This window comes from Brevundimonas sp. FV1ye29L (genome assembly GCF_058681095.1).
Genome location: NZ_CM178730.1, coordinates 3,010,646 through 3,026,778, shown reverse-complemented (window position 1 = coordinate 3,026,778; position 16,133 = coordinate 3,010,646). Strand labels below are relative to the sequence as shown.

The window sequence follows — 16,133 nt, the reverse complement described above, 5'->3', positions numbered from 1 at the left end:
GACTGGCGCGGGGCGTCGGCATTTGGCAGTCTGCCCGGGCACCTGAGGGGGAGTGGGGCCGGGTGAAGCCTGGACGCATCAAAATCTGCGCCTGGATCGCTGTCGTCGCGTCGCTGACGCTGGCCGGCGGCGCCGTCGCGCGCGAGACCCCCTATCGTCCCGCCATGCCCACCGCCAACGGGGTGCCGCGCGTCATGACCGGCCCGGGGCCCATCGGGGGAGACGGGCAGCTGTCGCGCGAGGTTCTGGACGAGATGAACCGGATGCGCGCCGACCCCCACAGCTATATCGCCGTGCTGGAGGACTATCGCCGCCAGTTCCAGGGCGACATCGTCATCCGGCCGGGCCGCATCAATATCCAGACCCGCGAGGGCGTGGCCGCCGTGGATGAGGCCATCCAGTTCCTGCGCCGCCAGAAGCCCTTGCCGCCGTTACGTCCCGACCGGCTGCTGGACCTGACCGCCCTCGATCACGTCGCCGATCAGGGGCCGACCGGCTTCATCGGCCACTACGGCTCGGACGGCTGGGACTTCTCCACGCGCGCCGTCCGACGCGGCGGCGACCCCTATGGCGGAGAGAACATCTCCTATGGCTACGACACGGCGCGCGAGGTCATCATCCAGCTGCTGGTCGACGACAACATCCGCGACCGGGGCCACCGGGTGAATCTGTTCCGCACCGGCTATGTCCGCGCCGGCGTCGGCTGCGGCCCCCACGCCCTGTTCTACTATATGTGCGTCATCGACTACGGCTACGAGCCGGTGGCGCGGAACTGAGGGACCGGGAGCCGGTCGAGGGCCGCGACGCCTTGACCGGGGCCGTCAGCCGATGACGGCATTCGACCCTAGGCGGACATCTCGATTATGCGGGCTGGATAGAGACAATCCTCGCCGGGATCATCCCATGGCCGACTGACAGCCCCCACTGAACCTTTCCGCGAGTTAACTCGACATCACGAGCGGCTCCTCCATACACACTACTATGTATTGCCGTGTATCGGGCTATAGAGAGGACCTTCGAATGTCTCGCCGCCAAACCATTCCCCTCCTTGTTTCCGCCAGTCTGATGATCGCCGCCACAGCGGGGCAGGCTTCGGCAGACCCGGTCCCCGGTCTCGCCGATGACGCGCGGGTCGGTCGCTTCTCGGGCGTTGTGGCCGCGGCCGACTACGGAGCTGTCCGTATGGTGAACGCCCGCGGCTTGGCCTCGGCCGATGGCGACATCGCCAATGGCACACAAGTCGCATACCCGCTGGCTTCGGTGACGAAGGTACTGACCGCAACGGCGGTCATGCGACTGGTCGAGGCCGGACGTATCGATCTGGCGACCCCCGTCCAGGCCTACCTTCCGGAGTACGCGGACCGGCCCTTCGCCCGGGTCACCGTCGCCCAGCTTCTCAGCCACACCGGTGGCGTCCCCAGCCTACTCAAGGACGATCAGGGGCTGGGCGACGGGCCGCCCGACTTCGATGCCCTGTCCCTGACGACCGGCACCGGAGCCCTGATCGACCAGTTTTCCGCGGCACCCCTGCTGTTCGAACCCGGCGCCCGCTACAGCTATTCGAACTCAGGCTACATTCTGCTGGGCCGCATCATCGAGGTCGTAGCCGGCAAAGCCTTTCCGGTCGCGCTGGACGATCTGGTGCTGGCCCCGGCAGGGGTGTCGGATGAGTTTTGCCTCTGCCGCGACCTGCCGGGACACCCCGATGCCACGGCCTTCGAACGGCAAGACGACAGCTTCACTCCCGCCCCCGTCATCGATCCCACCCAGATGTTCAGCGCCGGGGGCATCCGGGCGACGCCAGACGGCCTGTTGAAGTGGAGTGAAGCGCTGATGTCCGGCCGCATCCTCAGGCCGGAGACGCTCGAACGGATGTGGACCCCGGTGGCCGCAACCCGCAAGCCGGGGGAATCCTTCGCCCTCGGCTGGCTGGTCAGGGAGGTCGACGGTGTGCGCCAGGCCGCCCACGACGGGGCCATGCCCGGCTCAGTCAGCTATCTGGTCCTGACTCCCTCGGATCATCGCGCGACCTTCGGGACGCTCAACCGCACCCTCGATCTGGACAACCTCTCCGACAGCGAAGCCTATGTGCGCCAGGTGGTTTCTTCCGTGGACGCGGGCCGGGAGCCGGCGACGGTTCCCGCCCTCGCGGCCCTCACGGACACTCGGCCCCTCGCCGGTACCTACCGCCTGCCTGAAGGCCGCACCTTCTCGCTCGGGACCGATGCACAGGGACAGCTCTGGCTGGAAACCGACGGAGGGTGGTCGGCCCTGCAACTGCCCAAACTGGTCGAGGCCGAGGGGCCAGAAGCCGTCCGGGCCGAGGCAGCCATGACCGCGTGGGCGACGAATGGGCAGGCCGGTGTCGCCCCGTACTTCAGTCCGGACATGCTCGCCAACGTGCCAGCGGGGGTCCTGGATGAGACCTGGAGCCAATTCGTCGGGCAGTTCGGTGCCTACCGAAGCCTCCACGCCTATTCTGTCACCACCGACTTCGCGGAGGTTCGCATCGACTTTGAGCGGGGCTCCATGGACATTGGCATTGTTTACGACGCCGGGGGCCGTATCAACGGACTGCAGCCCATGGGACAGGAGACCGTTATGCCGGCGACACGCGTGCGGGCCTGGATGACCGCCGACGGCGGCCTCTGGATCGATGGCTTCGCCCACGCCGGTCCGGACGTGGCCGCCACAGTCGATGGCGAGGGCGGGCTGGACTTTGCGTCGGGCCAGCACGCCGTCCGCCAACCTGCCCGGTAGTCGCCGCATGCCCTTCGATCTTGGCAACTGGGAGTCCCAGGTCCGCAAGGGTCTGCTGGAACTGGTCCTGCTGACCCTCCTGCAAGCGGGGGAACGCTACGGCTATGAACTGGTGCGCGCCACGCGGGACGCCCTGGGATCCGCCATTATCGAGGGCACAGTCTATCCCATCCTGACCCGGCTGGCCCGTGACGGCCTGATCACCCACCGGTGGTCGACCGACGACACGGCGCAACCGCGAAAATACTATCGCCTGACCGCCGACGGCCAGACGGTTCTGAAGGAGATGTCGCACCGATGGGTGAAACAGGACGAGTCCATTCGCCGGCTGCTGACGGAGAGTGCCCGATGAACGATGCCACACCAACTGACCTGAACGCGTATCTCGGGCAGCTGGATCGCGTCCTGACGCCGCTGGGCGAGAACCAACGCCGGGAAATCCTCCAGGAAATCCGGGCCCATCTGACCGACAGTGCCGCTGCGGAGGCGGGCGATGATGCGCAACGCGCGGCCAGCGCCATCCGCAAACTGGGCTCCGCCCGGGTCGTGGGACAGGCCTATCTCAGCGAAGCTCTGCTGGAACGCGCCAGCCACGGCCTGAGGCCAGGCCTGACCGCCGTGGGGTTGGTCTCTACCCTGGGCGGAGGACTGGGGATGACGGCCCTCGGCCTGGTGTTCGCCTTCGGCTATCTGGCCCTGACGATCGTCGCCATCGCAACGGTGGGCAAGCTGTTCGTCCCGGCGTCCGGGCTCTGGTTCCATAACACCGGAGGCTGGTCACTGTCGTTCCAGACGATGCCAAACTCGCGCGAGATTCTGGGGTGGTGGATCGTTCCGATCGGCACCGGTCTGGTGGTTGGCGGCTGGCTCGCCCTCAACCGCCTGCTTCGATTGATGCTCAGGTTCGCCCTGCCGCGACCGAAGGTCTGAAACGCAGGTCATCCGGAAGCAGCCTCGGACCTGACCTGCCCCCTCCCGGACCGTCAGGTGTTGCTGTGGTACAGACAGAATACGCACCGGGGGGGGGATGACGCATGCGGTTCATTTGGGCCTTACTCGCAATCGGTCTGGCAACCGCAGCACAGGCGCGCATTGCCACCGACCCGATAGACGCTTTCATCGCGACAGAACTGCCGCTGTCGGGCGCGCCGGGCATCGCCTGGGCCGTGGTTGAGGACGGCGAGATTGCATCGGGCGCGCGGGGCGAGATCCTGATCGGCAGCGACAGGCCTGTGACGCCCGATACGCCGTTCCTGATCGGCTCTGTCTCAAAGAGCTTTACCGCCATGGCGGTGATGCAGCTGGTCGAGGCCGGGACCGTCGATCTGGACGCACCGGTCTCACAATATCTCGCTGTCTTTCGGGGCCGCCCGTCCAGGGCCATCACGATCCGGCAATTGCTCAGCCACACCAGCGGCTTCTCAACGCGGCAGGGCAACGACATCGACTTTGACAGGACCCCGACAGGCGATGAGCTCCAGCGTCAGGTCGCGCGCATCGCCCGATGGACTCCGGCGCACGCCCCCGATGCGCGCTGGCAATATTCAAACGCGAACTACCAGATACTGGGGGCCGTCATCGAAGCGGTGAGCGGACAGGATTATGCCCGCTACGTCGAAGCCCGGATTCTGGAACCGATCGGCATGGACGACAGCTTCGTCTCCGACGGGGCGCGTCATGACTCCCTGGCGGTCGGACATCTGCCCTGGTTCGGGTCCAAACGCCCGATCCGGGACAGCCGCACGAATCGCGCCAACGCATCGGCCGGAGGCGTCGTCTCCTCGGCGTCGGACATGGCGCTCTATCTGTCGACCATGATGAACGGGCAGGACGACGTCATCAGCGCCGAGGGCAAAGCCGTCATGCTGCGCCCGGCCAGCCCCGCGTCTCCCTTTTATGGCCTTGGATGGTCCATCGACGCCGAAAACGGCGGTGCCTATCATTCCGGCCTCACGCCCGGGGTCGAGACCCTGGCGGTCCTGTCGCCGGCACAGAAGCGCGGCGTCATCATCCTCGTCAATGCGAACAGCGGCATGGGATTCGGCGAAAACGCGGCACTCTTCAGCGGCGTCAGTGCGAGAGCCCTCGGCCGCGAGGCCGACGACGGCGGGGGCAGCGGGGGTCGAAAGTCCCTGTTCCTGACCTTTGCCCTCCTGCCCGTTCTGTTCGTGACCGGTGCCGGTCTGGCATGGTTTCGCCGAACCGGCCTGCGCGCCAAGTCCGGCGTGTTCGGCGCCTTCAGCCTGTGGTTTCCCCTGCTGATGACCCTCGCCCTGGCCTGGGTCTCGGTATGGCTCATCCCGCAGCTGTTCGGCGTCTCGATCGGCACCCTCGCCCTCTACAGCCCCGACCTTGCCCTGCTGCTGGCTGCGACGGCCGTGACGGGCATACTGTGGGCGGTGTTCAGGCTTGGCGTGTTCTACAGCGGCAAGGTATCACCCCGTCGTCCGACGGCAGCCTCATAGCGACGCCATAGCCCGAGCCTGCCGGCGGGTGACGGCCGGAAGCCTTGTCCGCTTCCCACCCATAGCCGACGTTCCCGCCGTCCGCTTTCACGACGGGGTGAAACCCGGGACCGGCCTCAGGCCTTCAGCGCCTTGAGCCGGTAGAGGGCTTCCAGCGCCTCGCGCGGGCTGAGCGCATCCGGGTCTATGTCCGCGACGGCCCGATCGAGGGGCGAGGGTCCGGCCGGCGCGGCGGGCGGGTCGGCCACGGCGAACAGGGGCAGGTCGTCGAGTCGTCCGTGAGCGGACTTTTCGGCCTCCAGCCGCTCCAGCACCGAGGCGGCGCGGGCCACCACAGCGCCGGGCACCCCGGCCAGACGCGCCACCTGCACGCCATAGGAGCGGTCGGCCGCGCCGGGGGTCGCCTCATGCAGGAAGACCAGATCGCCGTTCCACTCCCGCGCCTTCATCGACAGGTTGCAGACGTGGGCCAGCCGCTCCTCCAGCCGCGCCAGCTCGTGATAGTGGGTGGCGAACAGGGTGCGGGCCCGGTTGGTCTCGTGCAGGGCCTCGGCCACGGCCCAGGCGATGGCCAGGCCGTCATAGGTGGCCGTGCCGCGGCCGATCTCGTCCAGCACCACAAAGCTGCGGTCGGTGGCCTGGGTCAGGATGGCGGCGGTCTCGACCATCTCCATCATGAAGGTGGAGCGGCCGCGCGCCAGATCGTCCCCGGCTCCCACGCGGCTGAACAGCCGGTCGACGACGCCCAGCCGCATGGCGGCGGCGGGCACGAAACAACCGGCCTGGGCCAGCACCACCAGAAGCGCGTTCTGGCGCAGGAAGGTGGACTTACCCGCCATGTTCGGTCCGGTGACGATCGACAGGCGGGCGCAGTCCGAACCCGCGCCGTCCAGCCGGCAGTCGTTGGGGGTGAAGGGATCGCCCGCCGCCTTGACCGCCGCCTCGACCACCGGATGGCGCCCGGCGCGCACCTCGAAGACGCGGCTGTCATCGACCACAGGCCGCACCGCCCCGACCTGTTCGGCCCATTCGGCCAGGGCCGCCGCAGCGTCCAGTTCGGCCAGGGCCTCGGCCAGACCCTGCAACGGGCCGGCCAGCCGCTGGACCTCGGCGCGCCAGCCCTCGAAGGTCTCGCCCTCCATGGCCAGGGCGCGGTGGCCCGCCTGGCTGATCTTGGCGTCCAGCTCGGACAGTTCGACGGTGGTGAACCGGACCTGACTGGCCAGGGTCTGACGATGGATGAAGGGCGTTTCCGGCCCGGCCCGCAGCAGAGGCTCGGCGTGTTTGGCCGTAGTCTCGAGGAAATAGCCGAGCACGGCGTTGTGGCGCACCTTGAACGGCACGCCGCTGTCGGCCACGGCCCGGGCCTCCAGCTCGGCCACGACGCGGCGGCTGTCGTCGCGCAGCCGCAGGGCCTCGTCCAGTTCGGGGCGGAAGCCGGGGCGGACAAGACCGCCGTCGCGGGCCAGATGCGGCGGCTCGTCGACCAGACCGGCGATCAGATCGGCCAGCAGACGTCCCACCCCGGCGCCCGTCTCCAGCCGATCCAGACAGGCGGTCAGCCGCGCCGGCGGCGGGTTCAGCGGATCGCCGACCGGATGTCCGGCCGACAGGAACAACCCGCCGATAACCTCGGCCGTGGTCAGGCCCGACCGGATCGCCGCCAGATCGCGCGGCCCGCCCCGGCCCAGGGCCAGCCGCGACACGGCCCGGGCCACATCGGCCGAGGTGCGCAGGGCGTCCCGCAGATCCCGCCTCAGATCGCGCCGTTCCAGCAGCCATTCGACGGCGTCGAGCCCGGCGTTGATCGCCGCCGGATCGCGCAGGGGCCGCGACACCCGCTCGGCCAGGGCCCGGGCCCCGCCCGAGGTGACGGTGCGGTCGAGGGCGTGCAGCAGACTGCCCTCGCGCTCGCCCCTCTGGCTGCGGTCGATCTCCAGGCTGGCGCGGGTCGCCGGGTCGATGGCGAGGAAGCCGCTCTCGCCTGACCGGCGCGGCGGCGACAGGGCCGGAATGCGTCCGGCCTGGGTGGTTTCCAGATAGGCGGCGATCAGGCCGAGCGCGGAGACCTCGGCCTCCTCGAAGGCGCCGAAACCATCCAGCGAGGCCACGCCGTACAGCCGCTCGACCCGGGTCCGCGCCGCGCCGGGCTCCGCCACCGCCGAGGCCAGGGCCTGGACCAGTCCGCCCGAGCCGTCGAGCGCGGGGCGCACCTCCGCGTCGGAATAGAGTTTGTCGGTGACCAGCACCTCCGACGGCCGGAACGCCGCCAGGGCCGCGCCGAGGTCGCGCAGGTCGCAGGCGACGCTGTCCACCGCTCCGGCCGACAGCTCGACCACCGCCACCGCCGCCCGCCCGCGCCGGACCGCCACCGCCGCCAGCCGGTTGGCCCCGCGCGCGTCCAGCAGGGTGTCCTCGGTCAGGGTGCCGGGCGTCACCACCCGCACGATGTCGCGCGCCACGATGGATTTGGAGCCGCGTTTCTTCGCCTCGGCGGGAGTCTCGATCTGTTCGCAGATCGCCACCCGGTGGCCCAGCCGGATCAGCCGCGCCAGATAGCCGTCGAGGGCATGGACCGGCACCCCGGCCATGGGGATGTCCTCGCCCTGGTGCTTGCCCCGTTTGGTCAGGGCGATGCCCAGGGCGGCCGAGGCGACCTCCGCATCCTTGAAGAAGAGTTCGTAGAAGTCGCCCATGCGGAAGAAGACGACGGCATCCGGCTGCGCCGCCTTGGCCGCCAGATACTGGCCCATGACGGGGGTCACGCCTCCCGCGAGGGGGGTCACGCCTTCAAGGGCCGGGGGATGGACGACGGGGGCGTTCATGAAGCGCGCAAGGTGACGGATCGGGCCGGGCGGCTCAAGCGATTCGTCCGGTCGGCCGCCGGGCCTTGCCGTCCCGCTTCGCATCTGCGAAATCGGCGATCAGGCGGTTAAGGGAACGCGGTCAGACGCCGCGGCTGTGCCCGCAACTGTAGACGGCGAGGTCCGTCGTCCGGTCCGGGAGCGATCCCGGCGCCACTGCGAAAGCGGGAAGGCGAGGGCGGCGGGCTGATGAAGGTCCCGGCCTTCGCGAACCGCAAGCCAGGAGACCTGGCCGCCCCCGTCGCTCGTCCGCTGTCCGGGACCAGACAGAGGCGTGGGGCCTGCCCCCTGCTGACCGCAGGGATGTTCCGTCGAAGCGACCCGATCTCTGCGCCGTCCTGACCCCCGTCAGGGCGGATTGGTCGCTTTCACGTCCCGGCGCGCGCTGTCGCCCGGACCGACAAGGAACACGCTCCATGAAGCGTTATCTCTGCACGTCCACGGCCTGTCTGGCCGTGTTCACCGCCTCTGCGGCCCACGCCCGACAGGCTGAGGACCCGGTCGAGGTTGACGACGTCATCGTCACCGCCGCCCGCCTGCCCGCCATCGTCGCGGAAACCCCCGGCGCCCGCGTCATCGACGCGGCGACCCTCGAACAGCGCGGCGCCGTCTTCGCCGCCGACATCCTGGCCGATGTGCCCGGCCTGTCGGTGGTGCGTACAGGGGCTTTCGGAGGGGTCGCCCAGGTCCGGATACGGGGCGCCACGCCGGGCAAGACCCTGGTCCTGGTCGACGGCGTGCCGGTCAACGATCCGGCCGAGATCAACGGCGCCTTTGACTTCTCCGGCTTCGAACTGGGCGATATCGAGCGGATCGAGGTCCTGTCGGGGCCGCAGTCGTCGCTGTGGGGGTCGGACGCCATCGGCGGGGTGATCGCCTTCACCACCCGCGAGGTCGACGGCCTGCGGGCCGAGGCCGAGGCGGGCAGTTTCAGCACCCTGCGCGGCCGTCTGGCGGTCGGGACCGCCCATGAAACCTACGCCTTCGGCGCCTGGGTCTCGCGTTTCAACACGGACGGGATATCGGCCGCAGACGAGGCCGATGGGGCTGCCGAGGCCGACGGTTTCCAGAACACCACCCTGGGCGCCAGGGGCCGCTACGCCTTCACCGGCGGCCTGACCCTGGACGGCGCCGCGCGCTGGTCGAGGAGCGAGGCCGACATCGACGGCTTCCCGGCCCCGACCTGGGCCCTGGCCGACACCCCCGACACGACCGAAAGCAACCAGTGGTCCGGCTTCGCCCGGGCGCGCTTCAACGTCCTGTCGCTGAACCACCAGATCAGTGTCTCGGCCTCGGATATCCGCCGGGAGACCGTATCCGACTATCCGTCGCAGTTCGAAGCCGATCGTCAGGTCTGGCGCTGGCAGGCAGACGGGGCGGCCCTGTCCGATCGCCTGGCCTATGCCTTCGGCGTCGAGCGTGAGGATACCGCCGGCAGCCTGTCGTCAGGCCTGTCGGAGGCGCTGGGCGCGACCTCGGTGTTCGGCGTCGCCAACTGGGACGCCACGGAGCGTCTGCACCTGTCCGGCGCCCTGCGTTGGGACGACACGGACGATTTCGGGGCCGAGACGACCGGACGTATCTCGGCGGCTTATGAGCTGGGGCGCGGCTTCATCCTGTCGGGCGCTTACGGCACGGGTTTCAAGGCGCCGTCGATCAGCCAGGCGGTGTGCGACTTCTGCTATTCGTCGACCCCCTTTCCGGTGCTGCGGCCCGAGACGGCCGACAGCGTCGAGGCGGCGATCGGCTGGGCCTCGACCGATGGCCGGCTGACGGGCCGGGCGACCCTCTATCGCCTGAATGTCGGGGAACAGATCACCTATGTGTCTGTCTCGACGACCTTCGACAGCTATTACGTCAACATCGCCGAGACCGGCACGGACGGGGTGGAGCTGGAAGCGCGGGCGCGTCTGGGTGGCGGTTTCGACCTGACCCTCGCCTACGCCTGGACCGACGCCCGGGACGAGAGCAACGACCGGCCGCTGGCGCGGGTGTCGGAGCATTCCGGGTCGGCGACCCTGGGCTGGAGCGGAGACCGCCTGTCGGGGGCCCTGACGATCCGGGCGGAAGGCGATCAGCCGGACAGCAACTCGGCTGCCTCGCGGATGCGCGAGGGCTTTGTCACGGCCAATCTGAACGGCGCCTTCCGGCTGACGGACGAGGTGGCCCTGACCGCCCGGATCGAGAACCTGGCGGACGAGCGGTATCAGCAGGTGCTTGGCTACGGTGAGCCCGGCCGCTCTGGCTATATCGGAATCAGGCTGCGCTACTGATCCGGTAGACGTCGTCGTGCGCCGATGCGCCTGATCCGTGCATCGCCCGTGACAGGGCCGCAGGTTGCGGCAGGGCCAGCGCCTCCCAGTCCAGAACGGGCCGGGGGGCGTTGGCCGCCGCCAGCATGGCCCGCAGTTCGGCGGCCGAGGCGACGCTGGCGACCACGGCCGTCGCCGGCGGCAGCCCCAGGGCGAAGGCGAGCGCCGCCTGCATCGGGTCCACCCGCGCCTCGGCCAGGCGACGTCGCGTGCGCGACAGATCTCCGGCGTATTCGGACAGGTGCGACGGCAGGCTGTCGCCGCTCATGAACAACAGGCCGCCGGCGAACGGCGAACCGATGTGAATCTGGACGCCCAGTCCGGCCAGGTCGGACAGAACGCCTTCCGTCACCGGTCGCTGGTCCAGCAGGTTGCAGGGCATCTGGATGACGTCCGGCTGGAAACGACGCGCGAGCAGCAGCGGCCCGTCCTCCATCGTCACGCAGAACCCGATCTTGCGGAACAGCCCCCGGTCCTTCAATGCCCGCATCCGGTCCCAGAGGGCCCTGCCCTCGGCGCCCGCAAGGTCGGCGGCGCTGGATACCAGCAGGGCTTCGCCGCGCGGCAGTCCCATTCGTTCCAGCGAGCGGCGTGCGCGCGCCTCGACGCGGTCCACCCCTTCTGACAGGGGGATGGTGCGCACCGTCACGGCGAAGGGGCTCGGAAAGGGCCAGGCCTGACCCAGCAGACGTTCGACATCGCCATCAGGCCGCGTCGCCACCAGGACCGCACTCGCATCGGCGGCGGTCTGGAGCAGAGCCCGAAGCGACTCCTCGCGGGCGCCGGAAGGGGCGGCGAGGACCGATCCCTGGACGCGCTCGGGCGAGGTCACCACGGCAATGGCGAGCTTTCCGGAGACGGTAAGAGGGGGCGGCGGGAACACGCCACTATCCTGCACGGGAAAGCTTAAGGGAGGCTGACCCGGAAGCTTACAGAACCTTACTTGGCGACCGGTGTGCGCTGAAATCCGGGGTGCGGCGATGTTGCAATGCCGAAGACTTTGCGGAACCGGCGGCGCCATGTGGCGTTGACAGCCACAGAGGCCTATTTACGGTCAAGCTGACCACTCAGGAGTACGCAACCATGGCGACGACCAAAGCGCGCGAAGACATCAAGAACGACCTCAAGACCCTGAAGGAAGATCTTAAGGTGGGCGCTCGCGAGGAAACCGCGCGCCTGAAGGAAAAGGCGGCCGAGGCCGAAGCCCGCGTCCGCGCCAAGGCCGTTGAGGCCGAAAGCGCCCTGCGCGAAAAATCCGAGGAACTCCGCGAGCGGGCCCGGGAGTATTACGGTCAGGCGCGTGAGCGCGGCCGTGGCTACTATGATGACGCATCCGAGCGTCTGGACGAGGCCCAGCGCTACATCACCGAACGGGTGCAGGAGCGTCCGGTCCAGTCCACGGCCATTGCTCTGGGCGTCGGCGTGGTGCTCGGCCTGCTGCTGGCCGGTCGTCGCCGCTGATGATCGGCAAGAGCCTGATCCGCAAGCTGGTTGCGGGCTTCGCCGCCGCCGGCGCCGCCTTTGTGGCGGTTGTCGCCTTCGGCGCCTCGGTCTTTTATGCCTTGGCCCTGGTGCTCCCGCCCCTGGGCGCCGCCGGCGTAACCTTCGCTCTTTTCGCCCTTGTCGCGGCGGTGATCGCTCTGGTCTTCCTCAAGGACGGCGGCCTCGTTGATGAGGACGATGAGGAGGACGGCGAGTCCGCCAGCCTCGTGAGCCGCGCCGTCCACCTGCTGCGAGACCGGCCGGTGATCGGCGCCGGCCTGGGACTGGGCGCGCTGTTCTTTCTGGTGCGCAACCCGGCCCTGGCGGCCATCGTCGCCAGTATGGTGACAGAAAAGCGGATGGAAAGTCGGGGCTACGGCCGTCGCCGGCGCTGAGGCGTCCCGCCCTTCTACCCCTCTGCGGCCCGGATGACCCCGTCATCCGGGCCGTTTTCGTTCTGATCGTCCGGCGATCCGCCTCCTGCTGGAACGGAGCTCACGACACGGCGTTTGTCAGACAAGGCGTTCCCTCACCGGGCGCAGATTCAGATTTCGGAATTTCATCACCTTTTCGGGAGTTATCCAATGCTGCGCTGGGCCATCATCTTCTTCGTCATCGCCCTGGTCGCGGCGGTTCTAGGCTTCGGCAACATCGCCGGAATGTCGATGGAAATCGCCAAGTTCGTGGCCATTATCGCCCTGATCCTGTTCGTGGTTTCCCTCGTCATGGGCGGACTGCGCGGGCGCGGAACCCGTATCTAGCCACACGTCCGACATTGTGGATCCGGGCCGCGCTTCTTTCAGGGGCGCGGCCTTTTCGCGCCGGGCCCCATGGGACCTGCCGTCGGCGAATGGCCCGCGCCGGGTCCGTCAGACGGCGGCTTTTTCCATCGCGCCGGGAGCGGCGGGATCGGGGGCTGTGGCGGCGTTGAGGGTGTCCTGGCGGCGGGGCAGCCGCCAGGTCCGTGACGGCTCGAACGTCGACCCGGTCCAGGCCATGGCCGTCACCGTGACCTCGTGATCGTCCCAGTCCAGCTGGTTGAAACCTGGGGGGGCTCCGCGCTCGCGATGCGACAGGGTTCCGCAGCCAACGGCATAGGAACAGCGATCCGACAGGTCGATCGGCAGGGCGAACGGAATATGGGTGTGGCCGGTCATGATCAGGTCCACCCCGGCCTCGGCGAAGATCGCCGCCGCCGCCTCGCCCCGCCGCACATCGCCGGTCATCGGAGCGCCGATCATCTCGATCAACGGATGGTGGCAGGCGAGGATGCGCAGGGCCCCGATCGGCGCCTGTCTCAGGGCCGTCGCCGCGCGGCGCGTCTGGTCCAGATCGATAACGCCCTTGGACCAGTTCATCCGCGCCTGCCAGCCGCGCGCCGTGGTCACGCCGCGCACCATCAGATTGTCGCGCACGAATTCGCCGTCATGGGCCGGATGACCGGTCGCAGCCTCGAAGGCTTTCCACGGCGCGAACAGGCGCGCGCCGAGGCTGTAATAGGGCACGTCGTGATTGCCGACGATAACAAAGCGAGGTTCGGGCATGGCGCGGATCCAGGCCCCGGCTGCCGCAAATTCGGCGGGCAGCCCCTTTTGCGTCACATCGCCCGTGATCAGGATCAGGTCGTTCGGGGTGGCGTGCGCATAATCGAGCGCGGCCGCGCAGGCCGGACCGTGCTCGACACCGAAATGCACGTCGGAAAACTGGAGCAGCCGACCTGAACTCACGCGCGAGGGCTCCTGAATTGCATCACACCGAGTCTTCGGCTGCGGGCGGCAAGGGCGCAAGGGCGCGGAAGGCCTTGGGCACGAAGACGACCTGTGTTCCGGTCGGCAGCTGCATCGGCTCCCCGTCGATCACGGCGGGTATCCTCGACCGTGCCCGGACATCGATCCTGCGCGCAGGTCGGGTGGTCACCGAGGCGTCGGTGCGCCAGTCACTGAAAAGAGCCGTGGCCGCCAGCCGGAACGCCTGGCTGGCGTCGTGCGGATCCATGGCCGCCGCTTCAAGTCCGATGGGCTCGTCCAGCGCGCGCGAAATCATCGGGCTGATGAGGACCAGGGCCTCGGTCTTGGACGCCTTGCCCCCGTCCAGCGCATACCGCAGCCGTCCGGTGAAGGCGCGCTTCAGGGCGCGCTGGCCAAAGGTCCAGGCCTTGGAGAATTTGCCGGTGCGGATCGCTTCGCGGGCCGGCGCCCAGAGGGCCGGGGCGCCCAGGATGGCGGCGCAATAGAAGGCCTCGCCCTCGACCCGGCCGCCAGACACGAACTGCGGCGCGCCGTGTTCCAGCGCGTTGCGCAGGGCCAGTTTCCAGTCGGCCGTCCCGTAAAGCGCCTTGGGCAGCATGTTCATCGTGCCGCCGGGAAGGGGAGCGATCAGCGGCCCCTTGGGCCCGGCCTTCGACGCCGCCGCCCGGGCTGTGCCGTCGCCGGCCAGAACGAACAGCACGTCGGGCTTCGAGGCGAGGGCCGCGTCCATCTGTTCGTCGAACCGCCCGCCTTCCAGCGAAACGATTTCCGACTCGCAGGGATAGTCGGCGAGAATGCGCTCCAGATCAGCGACCGCCCGCGGCCCCACGGATCCGGAAAGGGCGTTGACCAGCACCACGATGCGATGGATGACCACGTGAGGGGTGAGCGTATGCGCACCGGTTTCGGCCGCGCCGTCGCCTCCCTCGGGGGAGGCGGGTCCCGAAGGGTCAAGGAGTGTCGTTTCGCTCATGCGGGTCGAACGCCGCGCAACCCGCTGCGTTCCCGGTCAGGCTTGACTATTGCGCCTTCAGCCCGTCAGCGGCCTTTTCGGCCCCGGCCGTGAGAGCCGCGCCGGTCGTCCCGGCCGCCGCCTCGGCCTTGTTCCCGGCCGATTCTGCGGCGGGTTCGACCTTCGCCGGCGCCTGGCCGGCGCTTTCGCGGACCAGGGCGACGCCCTGGGCGATCCAGCCATCGATGACCGCCCCGCCCTGGCCGATCGAGCGTTCCTTGACCGCCATGACCGCCGTCAGGGCGCCGAACAGGGCCAGAAGCGTCACCAGAAAGCCGATCAGGGGGCCGGCGTTCGCCCGCCGGCGCCGCCGGCTGCGCGCCCAGCTGGGCCCCTGCGTGTCTTCCGCCATCCGTACCGGTTGTAAAAAGCGCATCGAACACCCCTGTCGTTTTCGCCATGTCGACGCCGGCGAATCCCGATTTCGTCGTTATCCCGGAGCATAGGACGGGAACCTGCACTATAATCCAGCGTTCTCGCCAACGGGGCGAACTCACTGGTCCGCCGCACGGACCTTTCCGGGATGAAGGACAACACAATGAACAAGGCAATTCTGGCTATCGGCGCCGCCGGCCTCCTCGCTTCGGCCTGCGCCACAGACCCCTATGGCAACACCGGCCCGAACCAGGCGGTACGCCAGGGCGCGATCGGCGCCGGCATCGGCGCTGTGGCCGGCGCCATCATCGGCAATAACGTCGGCGACGGAAACGCCGGCACGGGCGCCGCCATCGGCGCTGTCGTGGGCGGCGCTGCGGGCGCGATCCGCGGGTCGAACCAGGACCGCAACAACCAGCAGCGCTATCGCGACTCCGCCGGCCGCTACTACTATTGCTATGATGGTCGCCAGAGCGAGTGCTACTGGGAGAACGGCCAGCGTCGCTATTGATCGGTGACGGCCGTCCGGTCGTTGTGACTTCCGGGGCGGCTCGTCGTGGTGGCGGGCCGCCCCTGGTTTGTGGCGCGGTCAGGTAATCGGGTTGGAGGGTTGGATCATCATGACGCTGGGTATTCGGAAGACGGCGGGGGCCGGTGTTGCGCTGGTCGCGACAGCGCTGGGGCTGGCCGGGTGCGGCGGCATGGCGGGCAACGACGCTCCTCTGGTCGCCGCGCCGTCAAGTTGCACGACCCAGAGGTTCGACATCTATTTCGCTGACAGCCAGGCCGGTCTGACGCCCTCGGCGCGGCAGGCGATCGCCCTGACGGCATCGGCCCTGCAGTCCTGCGCCATTACCTCGGTCAAGGTGACGGGTCTGGCCGATGCGCGCGGCGGGTCGGCGGCCAATCTCAGCCTGTCGCAACGCCGGGCCCAGTCCGTCGCCGAGGCCCTGGCCGCAAACGGGTGGCCGGCGCCGGTGTTTGACGTCGAGGCCGAGGGCGACCAGGGCGCCACCGGCGCCGGCGGGATCGCCGAACCCCTGCGCCGCCGGACCGAGGTCGTGGTCGAGGCCGCGCCGAGATAGGCTGCGTCAAAATACGCCCTGCCTGAAATG

Annotated in this window: 16 protein-coding genes and 1 riboswitch; of the genes, 11 read left to right on the top strand and 5 right to left on the bottom strand. The window is 68.9% G+C overall.

The features are described 5' to 3' along the window. The first annotated feature begins 62 nt into the window (after positions 1-62). From ACW17W_RS14880 to ACW17W_RS14860, 5 genes are all read left to right on the top strand, one after another. A complete protein-coding gene (locus ACW17W_RS14880; RefSeq protein WP_492077695.1) occupies positions 63-776 on the top strand; it encodes a CAP domain-containing protein in 714 nt (237 codons plus the stop codon). Positions 777-1,020: 244 nt separating this feature from the next. Further along, a complete protein-coding gene (locus ACW17W_RS14875) occupies positions 1,021-2,760 on the top strand; it encodes a serine hydrolase (RefSeq protein ID WP_492077693.1) in 1,740 nt (579 codons plus the stop codon). Between the two features lie 7 nt (positions 2,761-2,767). After that, entirely contained in the window at positions 2,768-3,112 is a 345-nt protein-coding gene (locus ACW17W_RS14870) for a PadR family transcriptional regulator (RefSeq protein ID WP_492077691.1), read from the top strand. Beyond that, positions 3,109-3,690 carry an HAAS signaling domain-containing protein gene (locus ACW17W_RS14865; protein ID WP_492077689.1) on the top strand — a complete coding sequence of 194 codons (582 nt, stop codon included), beginning with the start codon at positions 3,109-3,111 and terminating at the stop codon, positions 3,688-3,690. Before ACW17W_RS14870 ends, ACW17W_RS14865 begins: the two co-directional genes overlap by 4 nt. Positions 3,691-3,794: 104 nt before the next feature. Then, complete coding sequence (locus tag ACW17W_RS14860; RefSeq protein WP_492077687.1) at positions 3,795-5,225, top strand: serine hydrolase domain-containing protein; 1,431 nt, start codon at positions 3,795-3,797, stop codon at positions 5,223-5,225. A 116-nt stretch (positions 5,226-5,341) separates the two neighbouring features. On the opposite strand, the gene mutS is transcribed toward ACW17W_RS14860, so the two are convergent. Further along, on the bottom strand, positions 5,342-8,050 hold the full coding sequence (gene mutS / locus ACW17W_RS14855) for a DNA mismatch repair protein MutS (protein WP_492077685.1): 2,709 nt from the start codon (positions 8,048-8,050) through the stop codon (positions 5,342-5,344). Between the two features lie 110 nt (positions 8,051-8,160). After that, positions 8,161-8,319: riboswitch (cobalamin riboswitch) on the top strand. Between the two features lie 186 nt (positions 8,320-8,505). Here mutS and ACW17W_RS14850 point away from each other — a divergent pair. Next, entirely contained in the window at positions 8,506-10,362 is a 1,857-nt protein-coding gene (locus ACW17W_RS14850; RefSeq protein ID WP_492077683.1) for a TonB-dependent receptor plug domain-containing protein, read from the top strand. Here the strand turns inward: ACW17W_RS14850 and ACW17W_RS14845 are convergent. After that, positions 10,346-11,284 (bottom strand): aldo/keto reductase, encoded by a 939-nt coding sequence (locus ACW17W_RS14845; RefSeq protein ID WP_492077681.1) that lies wholly within the window; start codon positions 11,282-11,284, stop codon positions 10,346-10,348. The two genes, ACW17W_RS14850 and ACW17W_RS14845, sit on opposite strands and share 17 nt — an antisense overlap. Positions 11,285-11,484: 200 nt before the next feature. Here ACW17W_RS14845 and ACW17W_RS14840 point away from each other — a divergent pair, with 200 nt between their 5' ends. From ACW17W_RS14840 to ACW17W_RS14830, 3 genes are all read left to right on the top strand, one after another. Continuing rightward, positions 11,485-11,862 (top strand): glycine zipper domain-containing protein, encoded by a 378-nt coding sequence (locus ACW17W_RS14840; protein ID WP_492077679.1) that lies wholly within the window; start codon positions 11,485-11,487, stop codon positions 11,860-11,862. After that, positions 11,862-12,278, top strand: coding sequence for a hypothetical protein (locus ACW17W_RS14835; protein WP_492077677.1), 417 nt, complete (start codon positions 11,862-11,864; stop codon positions 12,276-12,278). Before ACW17W_RS14840 ends, ACW17W_RS14835 begins: the two co-directional genes overlap by 1 nt. Positions 12,279-12,467: 189 nt before the next feature. Next, positions 12,468-12,644 (top strand): DUF1328 domain-containing protein, encoded by a 177-nt coding sequence (locus ACW17W_RS14830; RefSeq protein WP_492077675.1) that lies wholly within the window; start codon positions 12,468-12,470, stop codon positions 12,642-12,644. A gap of 108 nt (positions 12,645-12,752) precedes the next feature. Here ACW17W_RS14830 and ACW17W_RS14825 read toward each other — a convergent pair whose 3' ends face one another. From ACW17W_RS14825 to ACW17W_RS14815, 3 genes are read right to left on the bottom strand one after another with little or no spacing between them, the layout of a single operon-like run. Further along, the gene (locus ACW17W_RS14825; RefSeq protein WP_492077673.1) at positions 12,753-13,610 is read right to left on the bottom strand and encodes a metallophosphoesterase family protein; all 858 of its coding nucleotides are present in this window, start codon (positions 13,608-13,610) and stop codon (positions 12,753-12,755) included. Positions 13,611-13,632: 22 nt separating this feature from the next. Next, entirely contained in the window at positions 13,633-14,604 is a 972-nt protein-coding gene (locus ACW17W_RS14820) for a diacylglycerol/lipid kinase family protein (RefSeq protein ID WP_492077671.1), read from the bottom strand. 46 nt (positions 14,605-14,650) lie between these two features. Then, complete coding sequence (locus tag ACW17W_RS14815; protein WP_492077670.1) at positions 14,651-15,019, bottom strand: hypothetical protein; 369 nt, start codon at positions 15,017-15,019, stop codon at positions 14,651-14,653. Between the two features lie 162 nt (positions 15,020-15,181). On the opposite strand from ACW17W_RS14815, the gene ACW17W_RS14810 reads away from it, so the two are divergent. Together ACW17W_RS14810 and ACW17W_RS14805 are read left to right on the top strand one after the other, a co-directional pair. Next, positions 15,182-15,529: a YMGG-like glycine zipper-containing protein gene (locus ACW17W_RS14810; RefSeq protein ID WP_492077668.1), complete on the top strand. Its 348-nt coding sequence runs from the start codon at positions 15,182-15,184 to the stop codon at positions 15,527-15,529. Positions 15,530-15,638: 109 nt separating this feature from the next. Beyond that, a complete protein-coding gene (locus ACW17W_RS14805) occupies positions 15,639-16,103 on the top strand; it encodes an OmpA family protein (RefSeq protein WP_492077666.1) in 465 nt (154 codons plus the stop codon). Positions 16,104-16,133 lie beyond the last annotated feature (30 nt).